General features: G+C 41.9%; 13 protein-coding genes. All 13 read right to left on the reverse strand.

Annotation, left to right across the window (positions count from 1 at the left end):
* Entirely contained in the window at positions 1 to 1770 is a 1770-nt protein-coding gene (locus tag D1164_RS16850; RefSeq protein WP_119351065.1) for a beta-L-arabinofuranosidase domain-containing protein, read from the reverse strand.
* Positions 1771 to 1772: 2 nt separating this feature from the next.
* Positions 1773 to 4514: a glycosyl hydrolase gene (locus D1164_RS16855; protein ID WP_119351066.1), complete on the reverse strand. Its 2742-nt coding sequence runs from the start codon at positions 4512 to 4514 to the stop codon at positions 1773 to 1775.
* Positions 4515 to 4524: 10 nt separating this feature from the next.
* Complete coding sequence (locus D1164_RS16860) at positions 4525 to 5196, reverse strand: lysoplasmalogenase (RefSeq protein ID WP_119351067.1); 672 nt, start codon at positions 5194 to 5196, stop codon at positions 4525 to 4527.
* A 41-nt stretch (positions 5197 to 5237) separates the two neighbouring features.
* On the reverse strand, positions 5238 to 6596 hold the full coding sequence (locus D1164_RS16865) for a hypothetical protein (protein ID WP_147372210.1): 1359 nt from the start codon (positions 6594 to 6596) through the stop codon (positions 5238 to 5240).
* The gene (locus D1164_RS16870) at positions 6593 to 7249 is read right to left on the reverse strand and encodes a DUF2490 domain-containing protein (protein ID WP_119351069.1); all 657 of its coding nucleotides are present in this window, start codon (positions 7247 to 7249) and stop codon (positions 6593 to 6595) included. The genes D1164_RS16865 and D1164_RS16870 overlap by 4 nt, the downstream gene beginning before the upstream one ends.
* 110 nt (positions 7250 to 7359) lie before the next feature.
* Positions 7360 to 9573, reverse strand: a complete 2214-nt coding sequence (locus tag D1164_RS16875) for a hypothetical protein (protein ID WP_147372211.1) — start codon at positions 9571 to 9573, stop codon at positions 7360 to 7362.
* 160 nt (positions 9574 to 9733) lie between these two features.
* A complete protein-coding gene (locus D1164_RS16880; RefSeq protein ID WP_119351071.1) occupies positions 9734 to 10573 on the reverse strand; it encodes an endonuclease/exonuclease/phosphatase family protein in 840 nt (279 codons plus the stop codon).
* Positions 10574 to 10682: 109 nt separating this feature from the next.
* On the reverse strand, positions 10683 to 11465 hold the full coding sequence (locus tag D1164_RS16885; protein ID WP_119351072.1) for a glycerophosphodiester phosphodiesterase: 783 nt from the start codon (positions 11463 to 11465) through the stop codon (positions 10683 to 10685).
* Positions 11462 to 12805, reverse strand: coding sequence for a glycerol-3-phosphate transporter (gene glpT / locus D1164_RS16890; protein WP_119351073.1), 1344 nt, complete (start codon positions 12803 to 12805; stop codon positions 11462 to 11464). Before glpT ends, D1164_RS16885 begins: the two co-directional genes overlap by 4 nt.
* Positions 12806 to 12993: 188 nt before the next feature.
* Entirely contained in the window at positions 12994 to 13782 is a 789-nt protein-coding gene (locus D1164_RS16895; protein WP_206611046.1) for an SDR family oxidoreductase, read from the reverse strand.
* Positions 13783 to 13849: 67 nt separating this feature from the next.
* Positions 13850 to 15430 (reverse strand): solute:sodium symporter family transporter, encoded by a 1581-nt coding sequence (locus D1164_RS16900; RefSeq protein ID WP_119351074.1) that lies wholly within the window; start codon positions 15428 to 15430, stop codon positions 13850 to 13852.
* Between the two features lie 42 nt (positions 15431 to 15472).
* A complete protein-coding gene (locus tag D1164_RS16905) occupies positions 15473 to 16522 on the reverse strand; it encodes a metallophosphoesterase family protein (protein ID WP_119351075.1) in 1050 nt (349 codons plus the stop codon).
* A 35-nt stretch (positions 16523 to 16557) separates the two neighbouring features.
* Positions 16558 to 18117, reverse strand: coding sequence for a glycerophosphodiester phosphodiesterase (locus D1164_RS16910; RefSeq protein WP_119351076.1), 1560 nt, complete (start codon positions 18115 to 18117; stop codon positions 16558 to 16560).
* Positions 18118 to 18145: the final 28 nt, after the last annotated feature.

The raw sequence follows: 18145 nt of genomic DNA on the forward strand, positions 1-18145 counted from the left end.
TTATTCAGTTTTGTGAAATAGTGTTTGAATTTTATATTGACCCGGCAACCCCATCTTTTCATCCATCACATGATAAATTGGTTTTAATTCGGCATTGGTTCCATCAATTATGATTTTACCTTCTGCCAATTCTTTTATTTCCGGATTACCGCGTAATTCAATTTCATTTTTCGGATTATACACTCCCAATAATAAAGGGCCTTTTCTTATTTTTAAATAATCGGGATTATTGGCTGCAATCGCGGTTGGGGTTTGTTTATAACAGAGAGTAAATGTATCTCCTTTGTCAAACGTTTCGGAATAGGTCAGCCAGTTTTCTTTCAACTGATAATCCATCACTTTCCCGGATTTTTCCAGTTTTACGTCACTCACCCACTCCGGGATGAAAACTTTCATTACTGCAATTAAATCCGGAGAGGATTCCGTCACAGTGAATGTCACGTTGTCTCCGAAAGGATAATCCGTTTTCTGTGATAACTTCAGTTCTCCACCGGGTAATTCAAATTTAGCTTGTGAGTCGGCCAAATCCGGAATATAGATAGTATCGTTTTGTGTAAAATACAGCGATTTTATTTTGGTTGCAAAAGCTTCGGCACCCCTCATGGTGCAACACCAATGTGCCTCGTACATAAACGCTTCGAGGTTAACGTGGTCTCCATTCAGGCAAGTACTTAAGCCAAAACCACCGTTGGCGCGCTGCCCCACGCATATTCCATTGTACCAGATTAACTGGGCGTCTGAAAGATATTGGGTATTGCCGGTATGTTGCCAAAGCGAAAGGGCAGCCAGGTAAGAATCAACCACCGCGCAAGGCTCTGTCCAGGTGTCGGTTCGTTGAAACCAGTTAAAATTCTCGTAGTTTTCAGTCATTCCTTTGGCTTTGTATAAATGAAATCGCTCGATTGCTTTTTCCAGTAGCCTGGTATCCCCGGTTAATTCATACAATCTGATGATGCCCCGAATTGCAGTCAGCGATGCATGAGTCTGTGCTTTGATGCCATACAAGTCCACCTCAAAAAAACGATTAGCCAATTCATAACTTAATTCTTTCAACTCCGGTGTTTTCAGTATTCGGTATGCCTGAACCACCCCGTCCATAAAAACAAAGTCACAACCAACATCTGAGGATAAAACCCAACCATCCAGCATTTTGGTAGATTGCCCCAGCATTTCTTCGGCGTGTTCCCTGGGACCCGGGTCAATCGGATAGTTTTTATGAGCTCCCAAAGTAGGCAAAGCCAATCCTTCCACAAATCCTTTTAAAAGTGACAATATCACCGGGTCCTTTTTCCATAGGTACTGTTCACAAAGCCCGCGAAACATCCAGCTATTTCCGGCCAATTGCTGTTCACTAATCAGCTCTCCGTAATCTTTCCCCATGTAACCTTTGTCGTTAAGGTGGTTTGGAAAATCAGCAATCAGTTCATCCAGGTACCTGGCTTCACGACCGGTTGCACGTTCCAGAAGGGTTAATGCCAACAGTGTCCGCCCGGGCATGTCGCCGGGCCATTCATCGTAATGATACGACTGGTAAGGAATACGATACAAGGTATCCGGCAAATACCGCCCCTTCTCCAAGCGGCTCATGCTGGCTGCTGCCCGCGACCACAATACTCCCCCTGCTTCCACATTTCCATAACCAATGGGCTGTATGCCGGTCTTTTCCGGCTGTGGTTTCTCCTCAGTGCATGAAACAACTGTTATAATAAGAAGGACTATGAATAAGTTATTCAATAATAAAGACATCGCTTTTACTCGTCTTTCTTTCATGTTTAATTGATTTTAGTGAGATAGGCCTTCCCGATGATTCCTGAAAGCGACGGTTCCCAGCCCGAAGCATCGAACGGCTTGTATTTGATATCCACAAAATTTATTTCTTTGAATTTCTTCCAGGGCGCTCCCACTTTATCCATCGCTATTATCTTGTTCGCGGATAAGTTCTGCACGATTATTTCAATTTGGTTCTCTGCCTTTAAAACAGTACCCGGAATTTCGAGTTGTAAAGGCACACTCCAGATTGTCCCCATGTTAATCCCGTTTATCCAAACCTCTGCAGATTCCCTTACATCATCCAGACAAAGGAGGTAGGCAGATTCCGGTGATGGTTTTCCTTTTAAACTGAAAGTACTGGTATATTTGGCTTTCCCTGAAAAATAGCAGAGCGCGGAATCCCCCCATTCAGTCCAGGAGAAAAGAGAATCAATGGTATACCCTTCTGCTAATTTTTCCGTATTTCCCGAGATAAACGTTACATTCCACTTCTCTGAAAATACAATTGTATCTGATGGATGCGCAAACTTCCATGCATCCAAATCCGGTTTTGTTTGGTGTGGAAATAAAAAGCACGATTTCCCGGGTGGCAACTGAAGGAATATTTTGCCTGTTCCCTTTGTCCCTTTCACATCAACAAATCCTCTTTTATTGGCTAGTGGGTCATATATTTCAAGGAAGTTACACGCGCTGGAAATACTTACAGAATCTTCATAAAACCGGTCAGACAGGTTTGTCACAAAATAAAAAGGCGTTCCGTTTTTTTTCTTCCGGATAAAATCAAGCCCCTGAAGCTTCATCTTTTCGTTCCTGACTTTTAGCTTATCCAGTACCGTTAAAACCCCCTCATTCCCAACGTAAACATCCGGAAACTGAGCCAACCTTTGTTTTGCTGTGCTCAATCCCGGACTGTTTTGCAAATATGCTGTGTAACCGGCAAAGTGTTTGGGCAAATCACCGGCGAATACAACCGTTGCACCTTGCTGCGCCAGTTTTTCCAGCTCAGCAAATGTTTCTTTACTGATGAAATCAAGCTCAGGGACTACAACAACCGAATACGTTGAGCTTCCGTTCAAAAACAATTTGTTTTCATCGTTTACCCGAAGCTGCGCTATTTGCCTGTCGGAAATGTAATCATACGAATACCCTTGCTCCCATAAAAGTTTTGACAAATCCCCGAAAGCCGTTTCACCAAACCACTTTGACCATTTATGCACATCAAGCTGCAACAACAACTCCCCTTCGTCTTTGGTCCATAAATCGTGTATCGGGAAGTAGAGCAAAATATCATTATCCGGGATTGAATTCTGTAGCAGCGACTGGCAATTATAAATGTACTCATTCAACCGGGGAAGCTCCTCTTTAAAATGAGCATTCCTGCCGAAATTGGTTGAGGCGTAAAACAGCCATCCAGGAAATTCTTCGGCTACAGGGGAATAGGTTGCACCGTGATAAAAAATATGATTTATTCCCGACACCAACAGCTCGTCAATCTGTGGTTTTATCTGGGATAAAGCCACTTTGAAATGATTTCCAAGCCAGGTCGCAGTTTCGGAACTCACCTGTTTTTTACCATACAAATGCGCTGGTGACGAAGCAAACTTCATCATCAAAGGACTGGGGCGGCCAAAACGTTCTTCTTCATAATCCTCATCAACCCGGACACCGGGGATAGAAAACTGGCTGGAACCGAACGATTCCGTTTCCGGAATAGTTGCTTCGGCATAATAGTCCAGAATATTGCCCGGCGAACCATGCGCCTGATTCCTTGTTTCAACGTTGTGTTTACGCGCCCAACTGCTCCACGACCGGGTAAATGATGTCAGTAGCAAATCGGACAGCGTTTCCCTGACATCGCATTTTACAAACTGATGTTCGGGGTGTTCCTCATCAAGAAATACTGGCAATACATCTGACAAATCGTATCCCCGGAGCGCCTCAAACTCACCAAAAAAGTTGGTGGTCCAGTCTGCCCTGTACACTTCATATGAATCGTGATAAATCGCTCTTGGCCTGATTTCGAATTGAGAATTTGTAAAGACAGAATCAAAATGATTCAGATAATTTTTCACGGACTTATTGTCAAAGTAATCCATTACCAGTCCTTCGCCGCCCGGAGCTGCACGCTTTACTTTTTGTTTGGTTAAACCCGTACCCAGAAACACCAGTTTCCAGGAGCCGGAAGGGACTTCACATTCTATTTTCTCTTTTGATTTGAATCGCTCCAAATCAATGGATTCCCCCTCCTGGTTCACCGCAAATATTTTTTGCAACTTGTAAAACTCCTGATTTCTGTTGATGGAATCCATACCAAAAACGATTTTTGACGTGTTCCCCAAATCATACGTTTCAACCTGAAGTTTTTTGGCTGCATTTTCTTTTTCTACAAACGACCCTCCGTATGGCCAGCCTGTTCCTAAAGTAATATCAACACCTAATCCAACTTTCTTTGCTTCACGAATGGTATAGTCAACCATTTCCATCCACTTTTCACTTAAAAAAGGAATGTCATTCCTGTCATTTTCCTGCACACCATAAATAGGTACAATATGGACACCTCCCACTCCGGACTCAGCAAACTCGTTTAGCTGGATTTTCAAATCCTCTTTATCCACAGCGCTTCCCATCCACCACCAATAAACCCAGGGCTTACACATGTTATCCGACTTTTCTGAATCAGTGGCCACCTGGCAACCTTGACAGATGAACAGGAACAGGATGAATAGAGAATGGATGTAGTTCATAGATTATAATTTACGTTTCATTCTTATTTATTATCGCCTTTTGGATTAAAGCAAATGTCACAAAAATATGTGATGCAAAGTAGGTTGGCAGAATCAGAAAACTTAGTTGTGGCAGAGAAGCAAACTCACGGAAAGCGATGATTGTATCCGAGAAAAAAAGCAAGGCAATCCCTATGAAAAACCCCCATCTCACCATCGGAGAAGTATTGATACCCAACGCTGCTCCCAATGAAATGCAGGAAATCAACAAATAGAGTAACACTGACACCAATAACAGAGTACTCTCAATGGCCGGATACAGCCAAAAAGCAAAGAAAACCAGGTAAACTGCCAGCACCACAGCCGTAAATACCTTTTTTATCCGGCCGTTCTTCAAGGCAAAAACCAGAAAACCAACATGTGCCAGAAAAAATGCCCCCACCCCACTTGAAAACAGTACAAAACTGGAGCCCTTGTGCGACATAAACCAATCGCCAATAATTGAAAAAACAAAGGCGACTAAAACATACCAAACATCAGGGTTCTGCCTCAATCTTTTATAAAATAAAACGGCTGAAATGATCAGGCAACTACCGGTAACTGCAGCCCGAAACACAAAACCATAGCCATTACATGCAAAATACATAAGTATTGCCGGGATGGCCAGTAACAAGAACGGAATTTTCACAGGTAACTTATTCATAACAAACTATTTTTAGAAACTACCAATCATATTCAACATTGCTATTTCGGTTCAAGAAGACTTATTACCATAAGTGTCGGTTCTACAATATGTAAATTGTTTAAAAGAGGTTCTGTATATTGTATATCACCAAATTCTGCACCACCAAAATGATGCTGTGCCCCCACATGATTGTTCCAATCAACTCCTTCCGTTAAAAATCCATGTTCTCCATGATGATGTTTTGAAATAGCCACAAGAATTACAAACGCTTCCTCTAAAAATGTTTCTTCTTTAGTATCATTAAAAGCTTTTATATAGGCTAATGTAGCTTCAGCATTTTCCCACAGGTATGCAGTGTCCCAACTTTCTTCCATAATCAATAATCCGGCACACTGTACACCATTCTTGTCTTCTGTAATTTTAAACCGATCAAGGCCTTTTAAACATTTTTCATATGCAAACTGACGAATAGCTTCATTATCCAACAGATATGACACTTCTAACAAAGTAAGGAAAGCAACTGAATAAGCAACTCCTTCATGTTCATCATAAGTATCATGGTTAATGCTACCGAAAATACCTCCCATTTGCATAAACAAGTTTGTTTTCTCCTTAATACTAATGGTATAATCTGCCAAACCTCGTTTTGTTAATTCTGTATTCAGCTGAATAATAAATAGTCCATCTCCACTTTTCTCAAACAATGGATCATCTTTTCCATCAGGTTTATACGGGTAAACACTACCATCAGGAGCACTGCGCCTGGGATACCAGCCATTAGAAGCTAACTTTACATTAGAATTAATCCAGTTAGCAGTTTTAATAGCAATACTTCTCATTTTTGTTTTTCGCTCTTCATCTACATGATCACTGAATATTAAAAGCTGATATGCAATTTTAGCCATGGAACCAGGGCAAAACCAATCATTATTATGTTCATAGTTTTGTAAAAGGATATCAGTATCAACATTGCGATACCCTGTAATAAAACCGGTATTGTAATTTACAAAACCATCTTCCAACACATGATCAAGAAGCATAATTGCTTTATTGACCATGGAGGAATCGTTAATGTATTTCCCAAATGAAAAAATTTCGTAAGCTCCACCAACAGCATTAGCAGCCCATCCAGGTCCCTCAAGTGCAGCAAAAGGATGCCACTTTATACTTTCCATTACTTCTCCATTTAAATCAACAAAACTTGATTTGCAACAGAGGTTCGTTTTGTATGGAACTAACGTTCTTTCAACTGCAAATTTTATGGAAGCATTTGCTGATTTAAGTATTGTTGGTATATCAAACTTTTGTTTTTGCTCATCACCATTAAAGGGAATTATAGGGGTTCCGTATGTGCCTTGAAAACAAAGCATGAAGCAGAAAACGAATGCTATAAAATATGTTATTACCTTGAATTTCATAGTTTAATTTGATAAGAAACACCAATAATATATTGATTTAGATCATGCATTTGCGCCAGCAATCCATACAATTCGATATCAGTTGAATCAGTTAGTGGACATAATGCTGAAAGGCTATATCTTACCTCATCTAAACGATCAGATACTTGTTTATTGGTTAGAATAAAAGTTTCAACCCCAATGACCGGTTTTATCTTACAGGAGGGTATCTCATAACTTATTTTCATTTTATTTCTCCAGTAATTCAAATATTCCGGCGATTCAAGATTGTATCCGGGGTATCTTGTAACCTGGTACCGTTCTCTTAATGAGAACCGGAGTTTATATACCTCCCATTTAAATTTTGCATGGGTATAAAACCTGTGCCTTAACTCATAATCGTCTGTTTTGTTTTTATTCATCAACAGGTACCCCAATCCTATTTTCATAAACCTGAACACACTGCGATCTCCTTCCAACCCAATACTTACCCTGTCTATCGAACGATTATTGTTCCGGGTAAAAAACTCACCATACAATGAAAACTCAGATGATTGTATCTTTTTATTGGCAAATGCATCCAGCCACAGTCCAAAATCGTCATCCTGCGCCGAAACATTACCACATAAAATTACCAATAACAGAAATACAAGTTTGCCCCAATTCATTCTCATTCCCTATCCCTTTTTTTTAATTTTTCCCTGCCAGACAATCGTAAATGCCGAGAATTATTTAACGAAAATAAAAATCAGCAACCACACACAGAAAGGTTTACCATACTTTTCTATTTTACCGTGAGATTTATGTTTATTTTTTTATTTACATTTTTTACTGTAATGGTCTGTGCCCGGGTATCCAATTCCACATGTACATCTGAATCTACAGAAACAATGTCTTTATCTTTTGGTAGCCGGATATGCAACACCACCTCTTTTGCTCTATTATTGGTCAGATCGATGTAGCCGGTCACTTTCTTTTTGCTGCTTTGCAATTCATAGGATACCGGACCAAAATGGGTCGGCATGTCCAGGGCACTGACCTTTTGGCCATTTTCCAGCCACTGGCGGGCTGTTCCGCGCGCCAGGTGCAATGTTTGCTGGTCTTCCATAACCAATGCATCGCGTAAAAAACGTCCGACCGACAAGGGAGTCCACAAATGCTGAAGGTCGCCGGTGGCATCTGCTGCCCCGGGTTCCTGCCCACGTTCTTCGCACCAGGAAATCAACGGTGTAGCATGGTTCAAAGTAGCATACAGGTATTGAATGGCTTTATCGCCTTCATTGCGGTACAGAAGCGCTTCAGCCAGGTTATCCAGGGCGATGGCCACCCACAAACCATCTTTCAGCCAACCTGTATTTACCGGAATTCCGCCGGGACTGATAAACGATTCAATCTTGCTGATAGTGCCGTTTATCAATTCATGCTTACGCGGCAAGGTAGCACACGGATAAGTGGCGTAAAGGGCTCCCCAGCGGCTGCCGTCTGTTTTGTTGGCGACACCGGGAATCCATCTATAACCATTTTCAGATATAGCACCGTGCTCCAAAGACCACTTCAAATCATTCAGCGCCGTACGATGGATCTGCGCCAGTTCTTTAATATCGTCGTCTTTTCCCAAAATACGCGCAGCTTCAAGTGCCAGCGAATCGGCAAATACTGCCCAAATATTGTGAGGGAGAAACACACCAAACAGGTCGTCGCCATCCCATAATCCGCAATCGCCCATACCCCTTGGCATTAAACCATAATCGGGAGTGCGTTTACCATCAACGGGTTTCCGGGTTTTCGCCCGTTGCGTTTCCTGCCAGCGCGAACTGGCTAACATTCTCGGATAAAGGCTCCTCAAATAGTCGACATCCCCTGTCATACGATAATGTTCCATTAACGCCCAGGATTTAAAGCCTGCCATGCCCCACATGTAATGACCCCAACCTTTGGGGTCGTTCCAGTTTCCGTCTTCCCCCTGCATATCGGCTATTAACTGAAAGCCTTTCGCCGCATCGGTGTGTAATCCCACCTGGTCTAAAAAAATGGCGACAATAGATGCTTCTCCGGTATTGGCAGCCCGGTATTTCTCTGTTCCCGGCGTACTGGCAACATATTCACTGCTCACAGGCTCACGCATAATAAAACAATCGGCCAGCCCGGCATAGAAAGCATTTTGTACAGCCGGATCGGGGATATGAACTTTAACAGCCTCCTCCATAAGGTTATACCAGGCTTCTTTTGCCCGGTTAAATTCTTTTTCCCAATCCTGTTTTCGCAATGTAATTAACTGTGAATGGTAGGCAACATAAGGGCGCACAATCCAACCTGTCCGTTTTTCACCCGGCTCCAGGTTCCACACCTGTGAAATTGTGGTGATGTCTTTTACAGGCTGCTCATCACCGCCTGTCATAAAAAGGTTCACCCGGTCGGCACGGTCTTCCATTCCGGCAAGCAATACATCGCTGTCCCAATCGGACTGAACCCACGCGGGATTGTAGGTTGTTGTTTTCCTGTCGTTTGAACAGTTGATAGTCACACTATGCTTTTTGCTATCGTTGTTCACCATATCGATGCGAACAAGGGCAGCTGATTCGGCCCCAATGATTTGCATTTTTGTTGTTACTCCCTGTTCTGAATAAACCGTTTCAACCATCGGGAGCCAGTCTTCACCACGCTGCCAGGTAACGTTTTCAAATACTTTCCCGTCAAGTTCGGTTGTTATAAAGACATGCCATTTAGGGTCCGGTGTACAAAAACTGCCTGCCGGAATGCTCAACAGGTTATCGTACGACCATTTCAGGCGCAATTTGTCGGGATAAACATCGACCAATGTTTTATCACTGGCATTTGGAATAGACACGGTCAACCGGTGTGGGGTTGAAAAAGCATAGCCAAAGTCAACCTCCATCTTCTCACTACTGCCTGAGACATTGCGATTTTCCGGTTGGCCCGTTGCAAACCGCACACTGCCCGCCAGCAGCAAACACACTATTACGATTCTGTAAGTCATCCTTTTAATCATTATAATTTCACAATTTATCATTTTATATCTTTGTTCTTATTAAATTACTCTCTTCAAAAAATACATGTCTGTTTTTTAATAACCCGAACGACACTACATCCTGATAATAAATACATTCCGGGCAAAAGCAGACATTCGTTTGTCCAATTTATTTTAAGCTGACTTTTACAAATACGGGTAAATGATCGGAAAAGAAGTGCCTGTTTTTCGAATCGGACAAAACCGCATATTTAAGCACATCGATTGGCTCATTTACAAAAATATAGTCTATACGATCTTTAAGCTCACTTAAAAAATTAAACCCGTTACTGGTTGTTCCATAAGGCCCATAGGGTAATTCCCTGGTTACTTCCCTTGAATCAGACAGATTTTCCTTCAACCGTTTTATCGGCGCCTCTTCCGGAAGCATATTCAGATCGCCCATAAATACTACGGGTAATCCCTCCTCATTGAGCTCTTCTATTTTTTGGAGTACAAGATCAACGGAATTACTTCTGGCCTGCGCACCACGATGGTCGAAATGGGTATTAAAAACCAGCAGTTTTTTGCCGGTTTCTTTCTGAACAAATTTCCCATAGGTACATATACGCACACAGTCGGCATCCCATCCCTTTCCTGGTTTTCCCGGTGTTTCAGACAACCAGAACCAACCTTTCTTCTCCAGTTTAAATATTTCAGTGTTGTAAAAAATTGGAGAGAATTCACCCGCCTTTTTCCCGTCGTCTCTTCCTACTCCAATCCATTCGAATTTTTTCAAATATGAGTCAACATATTGTACCTGGTTGTCATACGCCTCCTGCAAGCCAAAAATTGCCGCTTCATGAAATTGCAACAACTGACAAACCAGCTCCTTTCTCAACGGCCAGGCATTTTCACCATCATCATTATTCGGATTATTATTACGAATATTGAAGGTAATTACATTAAAGTCCTGGGCAAAAGAATTTATCCCAATAAAAACTACAAGTAAAAATAAAACCTTTTTCATAGAAATATGATTTTTAACGAATTATCAATAAAAATGCACCATCTAATTCTTCCTGTCCGGTATTTACAATTTCAGCCAAACGGTTATGGGTTTTTTCATCCTCATAGCATCAATGAATATTTTTCCTTAGCCACCCCGGGCGGTCTGTAGTTATTCCGGTAACCCCAATATTTATCAAACGCCGGGCTTCAGCCGGATCATTCACCGTATATGTCCATACTTCAAGACCAAGTTCATTCGCGGTTTCCATCACTTTTTTATCAATAATGGAATGCTTCAGGTCAACACCTTCCAATCCTGACTTCGCCACATCTTCCCATCGTTTCTCCAGTTCATTCGGGTCATTACAAAGCCAGTAGCATGTATTATCCGGAAATATTTGTTTGGTTTTAATAATTGTTTCCCAATCAAAACAGATAAATATCAATTGATCTAACTTGTCGCATTTATCAATTGCCTTTTTCATCCAGGGAATAACTTCTTTGCGGCTTTTGAGTTCTATAACCAGCTTTTTCCCGGCGGGAATGATTTCGATAATCTCTTCGAGGTAAGGAATTATCTCATCGCTGTATTTCTCATCTTTAAACGACCCAACATCCAACTTCCGTAAAACATTGGATTTGGTTTCAGAAACCTTCAAATACTTTCCCGAAACCTTTTTGGTGTCTGAATCATGGATTACCATTACCCGGTTATTTTTTGATAAATGGATGTCCACCTCAACAGACTCTGCTCCCAATTCCCATCCCAGTTTTGCCGAAGCAATGGTATTCTCGGGCGCCAGGTAAGATGCTCCCCTGTGGGCAATAAACTCTACCTGGGCACTTCCTGCAATGCATAATAACACAAAAAACAAAATAATAAATACGCTAATCAATTTTTTGGTTTTCATTTTGAGTTCCTTTCTGTTAATTGTCTTTCATGCTTTAATGTTAATGCGGTAAGCACAATTGCCAGGATTCCGGCAGACAGTAGTAAAATGAACCCTCCATCCCAGCCAAAAAAATCGACTAAATAACCGATGGCAATATTTGCTGTTAGCGCCCCACCAAGGTAGCCCAACATTCCGGTAAGTCCTGCTGCAGTGCCGGCAGCCTTTTTGGGTACCATATCCAACGCCTGGACACCAATCAACATGACAGGTCCGTATATCAAAAACCCAATGGCAATAAGCGCCAGGTTATCAATCCAAAAATAACCCGCCGGCGTTAGCCAATAAACCAATATGGCTGCCAATACAAACACCATATAAATAATACTGACTGACGCCCTGTTTCCGTGAAAGACCTTGTCGCTTAAATATCCGCAAAGCAAGGTTCCCGGAATCCCGGCATACTCGTACGCAAAATAGGCCCAACTAGATTCTTCCGTTGAAAATCCTTTCACCTCCGACAAAAATGTGGGCGCCCAGTCAATAACGCCGTACCGTATCATATAAACAAATATGTTTGCAAATGCGATGTACCAAAGGAATTTGTTGGGAAATACATACTTCAGAAATATCTCTTTTGATTTTAATTCCTTTTCGGGATTTCCGGTAGTGGTTTTCGGAAAATCATTTTTGTATACCTCAACGGGCGGCAATCCGACAGATTGCGGAGTGTCTGTAATAAGATACAATGCGATTAATGCAATAACTGAAGCAATAATGGCCGGGAAATAAAAAACGCTGTGCCAGTCTGCAAATATTGCTATTCCCAGTATAGCCAGCGGTCCGATTAAACCTCCCCCCACATTATGGGCCACATTCCAAATACCCATTTTTGTGCCCCTTTCCTGCAACGAAAACCAATGTACCATAACCCTTCCGCACGGAGGCCATCCCATGCCCTGAAACCATCCATTCAAAAAAAGAAGGATGTACATTATTGTAATGGAAGATGTGGCCCACCCGGCTATTCCCATCAAGGACATGGTAAGGGCTGACAAAATCAATCCTAATGGCAAAAAGTATTTTGCATTGCTTCTGTCAGAAACATTACCCATCACAAATTTTGATATGCCATACGATAAAGCAATAGCTGAAAATGCTACTCCCAACTCTCCTTTTGAATAGCCTTCTTTAATAAGCTCCGGAATAGCCAGTGCAAAATTTTTACGTAACAGGTAATAGGCAGCATAGCCAATAAAAATACCGGCGAAAACCTTCATCCGGTGCTGTTTATACACTGAATCAATCTTCTCTTCCGCAATTAAAGGTTTATGAGAAGGCGGTCTTAAAAAACGAAACATAATTTTTAGATACTATGAGTTTATATTTCTATTTCCAATGTATCCAAATTTGTCAGCAACAAAATTCGCTCCCTCTCTGCATCGTTTTTAGCGGCAGAGGTACTCTTTAAACACTTATGATGCCACAGACCAACACAAGAAATAGCCTATTTATATGGAGCCCAGGGCTCCCGGTTTAACAGATATGGTTAATCATACGCTCCAATAACATTCTGATCGTAATCAATAGCGGAACCCGTTACCACGCCGCTGTTGTCGCTTAAAAGATACACGGCCAGCCACGATAGTTCTTCCGGCTTGATAAGTTTCCCCATAGGTTGTTTGGATTCTGCCTTTTCCAGCCAGTCATCAGGCGCATGATGAAACTCTTTCTGGATAGCCGCCTCCCCTGTGGTGTCCATCCATCCCGGCAGGATGGCATTCACCCGTATCCGGTTAAACCGTTGAGAATAGGCCACATTTTTTGTCAGGGTCAACAGTGCCCCCTTCGATGCACAGTAAGGGGTAATAAACGGCTGTCCGCCATGGGCGCTCTGGGTTACAATATTTACAACTGCCCCCGGCATTTTCTTTCTTTGCCATAACCTTATTGCAGCCTGCATTAAAAGAAAAGGTGCCCGGGCATTAATGGCAATGTGATCATCCCATAATTCTACTGACGATTCTTCAATAGTGCCACGTGTTGTTAACCCTGCGGCATTTACCAATCCGTCAATACTGCCAAAATGTTCTTCCGCCTGTTTCATCAGGGAGGTAATTTCATCCGGATTTTTCAGGTTAGCCGGAATAAAAATAGCCTCAGCGCCTATTTTTTTTATTTCGCTGACAAGTTCAACGGGATCATCTTCTTTTAATACCAGACCAGTAAGAACAATGCCTTTGGCCCCTTCTTTGGCACATCTCAACGCTATGGTTGCTCCCAGGCTTCCCTTTACACTGCTTCCTGTTATTAAAGCAATTTTGTCTTTGTACATCATACGATTAATTATTAAATGTTTTTTTTATAAAAATATTCACCACTCATTTATACATTTTGCGGAGTACCTATGACGATCCCCACAGAAATACATACACACTGACAGTAACTACGGCAATTAAAATTGCGGCAGGCTTTGCATATTTCCACTCGTGTAAATCAACTACGTGGGCATCTTTTATATTAAAATAGGAATGAACCGGATAAAAATAAGAGACAATGTACATTATGATAATCATGCCTGAAAACATGATTCCCCAAACATGTACAAAATGAATTCCGATATCTACTATAAATGTAGTTATAGAATAGAAGACAAGACCGGCAGCCAGTGCCACTTTCACTCCTGTAGAAGATATCCTTTTCAGAAAAAAACCTGCAATAAAAACAGCTCCCAGCGGGATATAGAAAAAGCCATTTAAGGTTTGCATCAGCTGATACAGCCCTTCAGGGGCATTCGACATGAAAGGGGCCACCAGAATAGCAAAAACAGATAGAATAGTAGAGGTCTTTTTTCCTACCCGTACCATCTTTTCTTCGCTGGCTTTTTTATTAATATGAACTTTATAAATATCAATTGTAAAAATGGTAGCGGCACTGTTAATTACACTGTTAAATGTGCTCAGCACAGCGCCCATCAGTACCGCTGCAAAAAAACCGATTAAATAGACAGGCAATACCTTTTTTATCATCATGGGATAAATGGTGTCCTGCTTATCATAGAGCGAATCGCCAAAATAATAAAACCCAATAACACCGGGCAGGGCAATAATAACAGGTACAAGAATTTTAAAAACACCGGTGAGCAACAATCCTTTCTGAGCGGTTACCAGGTTTTTCGCGCCAAGCGCCCGCTGGATAATGGTTTGGTGCATACTCCAGAAATATATCTGGCAAATAGCCAGCCCGGTAAAAAGGGTTCCAAAAGGCAGGACCGAATCCGGAGCGCCGATAACACTGAACTTCTCAGGCGCAAATTTATATACCTTGTCCATCCCGCTGATAATACTTCCGTCGCCGATATTTATCAGCGCCAGAACCGGGATTAACAGGCCGCCAATCAGCAGCCCCACACCATTAATAGAATCGGAAACTGCGACAGCCTTTAACCCGCCAAAAATACTGTAAAGCGAACCGACAACTCCGGTTACAACCACGACAATCCATATTCCCTCCTGCCGGGTAATTCCAAAAACTTCTGAAACATTAAAAATACTCTCGAAGTTAATGGCGCCGGTATATAAAACAATAGGTAACAAAGTGAGTACAAAAGAGAGAATCAGAAGGCTTGCCACAGTGGTTCTTGTCCCCCTGTCGAACCTTAATTCCAGATATTTGGGAATGGTAGTCAGCCCCATCTTCAAATAGCGGGGCACCAGGAACAGCGCCCCCAGAATCAACCCCAATGTTGCGGTTACTTCCCAACTGATAATTATCAACCCGTTTTTGTAAGCCGACCCATTCATTCCGATAAGATGTTCAGTAGAAATGTTGGTCAGAAGCATTGAGCTTGCAATCACAATGGCACTCAGGCTGCGGCCTCCAAGAAAGTAACCGTCAGACGAATGAAGATTTTGGTTTCTCAGTCGCCACCATGCAAAAAATGCTACAAATCCTGTAAAACTAATGAATGATATAAATGTCCACATATCTGTCTTTTATTGTTGATATCCGGTCCTTGGGGAACCGCTCTATTTTTCGATAAAAGAATCAGGATAAGTGACAAAAAACTTCTTTTCGTAATCATAGGTGGGAGTCCAAATATCTTTATCCCTGTCACAATCATACAACTTCAATATCCAGGTATCAAACTTCCGTTCTCCTTCATACAACTCAATCACCCTTGCCCCACGGCCAATATCGCCATAGCACTGCCTTCCGGTTACATTCCCGTAAGCCAGGCATATATCACGCAAACATCCGATGTAGTTATTATTGTGGTCGTGCCCCACAAAAGTGCCCATAACATCCTTACACTCAAGCATGGCTGTGTACATTCCCGAATTTAGATCGGGAGAACAAACCGTCTCTTTCTGAAGACCTACCGTTGTACTTTTCCCGATTACTTCTTTGTACTCGGGCAAAGGAATGTGAAAGAAGGCAAGGGCGGGGTATGGACTCACCCCGTTTTTCATGGAGTAGTCACGACTTTGCTCCCGGTACCAGGCAATCTGGTCAAAATTAATCCACTCATAACTGCCCATATTTCCTTTCGGATGAAAACCCATTTGGGAATCGAAAAAATAAAACAAAGCCGCATTTTTATTTGATGTTGAAGATTTTACTTCCAGCACATAATTCCCCTCTCCGGAAACATCTTCAGGACCTCCCTGCGTAAGGTTGTAGGGTAGCCCGACCATGGTTTCAAATATCTGCTCTTTCGTTGTATTGTATTTGAATTCTGCATCATGGTTGCCCAGTACCGCTGCCCAGGGGACTTTTGCATCAATCAGTACTTTCGATAGATCCAACCATGCAAGGGTTGTATTCGTTGTACAAACAATATCTCCGGTCAGCACCACCAGGTCAGGCTTCTCCCTTTCCAATACTGTTTTCATCAATACCAGGGCACTGTCTGACCTGTAAGAGTTATATTGATAATGTATGTCGGTAAACTGAACTATTTTGAATTTTCCATCCTCATTAAACCTTAGGACAGGGGTTGACATAATATCTTGTCCCCACGAAAGCAGTGAAAACATTATCATTATCGCCCCGAACAAACCAATCGTCTTTTTCATGTCTTTCAATTTTATTTTATTATTATTTCGAAGTCCTATTTAGTTGGGAGCCAATCATCAAAGTCAGAATCAATTTGAAATTCCGTCACCCCGCAGGCTTTTAAAAATTCAATGTCGCGTTTGGCCCCCCTTCCTACATCTTCAAAATGGTAGTGGCCAAAATTCACTGAAGGGACCACGGTTATATTTGCTTTTTGGCACATTTTAACCAGCGAAGAGGTGAGCCGGGTTCCTGCGTCGAACAGGAAATAGTGACAGGAAACATCTTCTCCGCTCTCAAATTTCTCACGGATTAAACCGGCCTCGGGAGCCCGGATCATAAATTTGGCTTTCCCCCAGAAATATTTTCTGGCTTCATTATCGATAAAATATGCTCCTTCAAGCAAATTATATTTCTCCATTATTGCTTCAAGCTTCCGGTAAAATTCAGGGGACGAGTTATCGGCTTTCACATCTATCATCATTTCTACCTTTCCGGCACACATTTCTGCCACCTGTTCAAAGGATGGCGGATGATAGTTTCCGTTTTCCGATTTTAATTTTTGGATTTCCGCCCAGGTCATCTCACCTACCCTGCGCGGGTCATTAAAAAACCGGTTAAAATTATCGTCGTGGTTAACAATCAGTTCCCCGTCTTTTGTCTCCCTGACATCAATTTCCAGCATGTAATATCCCTGATCAATGGCAGCCTGAATTGAAGCAGGATCAAATTCATTGTACTTCCCTTCTACAATACCACCCCGGTGGGCAATCAGCTTATGCCCTTTTACCTCTCCGTTATTTTTCAGCATCCCTTCAAAAACATCGGGATTATCGATGTTTACCATATCAACCTTCTTGTCAATAGCCATACGGTAAGCGGTCCAATCATTGCCCGGAATCCAGGTCATAATCTTCATCCCTTTTTCCCGGCATGAATGCATAAACTCTTCCGTTAGATTATCCACAGAACATTCAATAATTTGCGGATTATAGATTCGTTTCAATGAATCAAGCGCCTCCACAGAATATGCATTTACTTTTAATGCCAGGTGCGGATGCAACCCCCTGAATTCTTTAGCAAGAGCCCAATCAGAGAACCAGAAAAAGCATTCATTTTCAAAACCATACTCATACACAATGGGGATAAAATCTTTCAGGTCCACATCTTTTACATCGAAATAGACCTTTGCCTTTCCTTTTACCCACTGAAGAAATTCCCTTAAACGCGGAACTTTTTCTCCTTTATATTTATGGGCAAACCAGGCCCCTGCATCAAGCGTATCCATTACGGCGGATTCTGTTTCAGAAATTAACCCGGAACCGTTTGTGGTTCGATCAAGTTGCCGGTCATGTATAATATAGTAGACACCGTCTTTGCTCCGGCGTATGTCAATCTCAATATAAGTAGCCCCATGTTCTATTGATTTTTTTGCCGCCGCATAAGTACATTCAGGAGCTAAACGATTGGCGCCGCGGTGGTTGACAACAACAATATTGCCCCTGGAATCTTCGGAGCTATTATCCTTTGCAGGTTGACAAGCACCTAAAATAACGACCACAGCTAATAAAATAAGCTTATTTCCCCGGTTAATTTTTGAACTACAGTTTTTCATCGTTCTATTTTATTCGATTATGTTTTAT

It is taken from the genome of Mariniphaga sediminis (assembly GCF_003573545.1).
Classification (GTDB): Bacteria; Bacteroidota; Bacteroidia; order Bacteroidales; family Prolixibacteraceae; genus Mariniphaga; species Mariniphaga sediminis.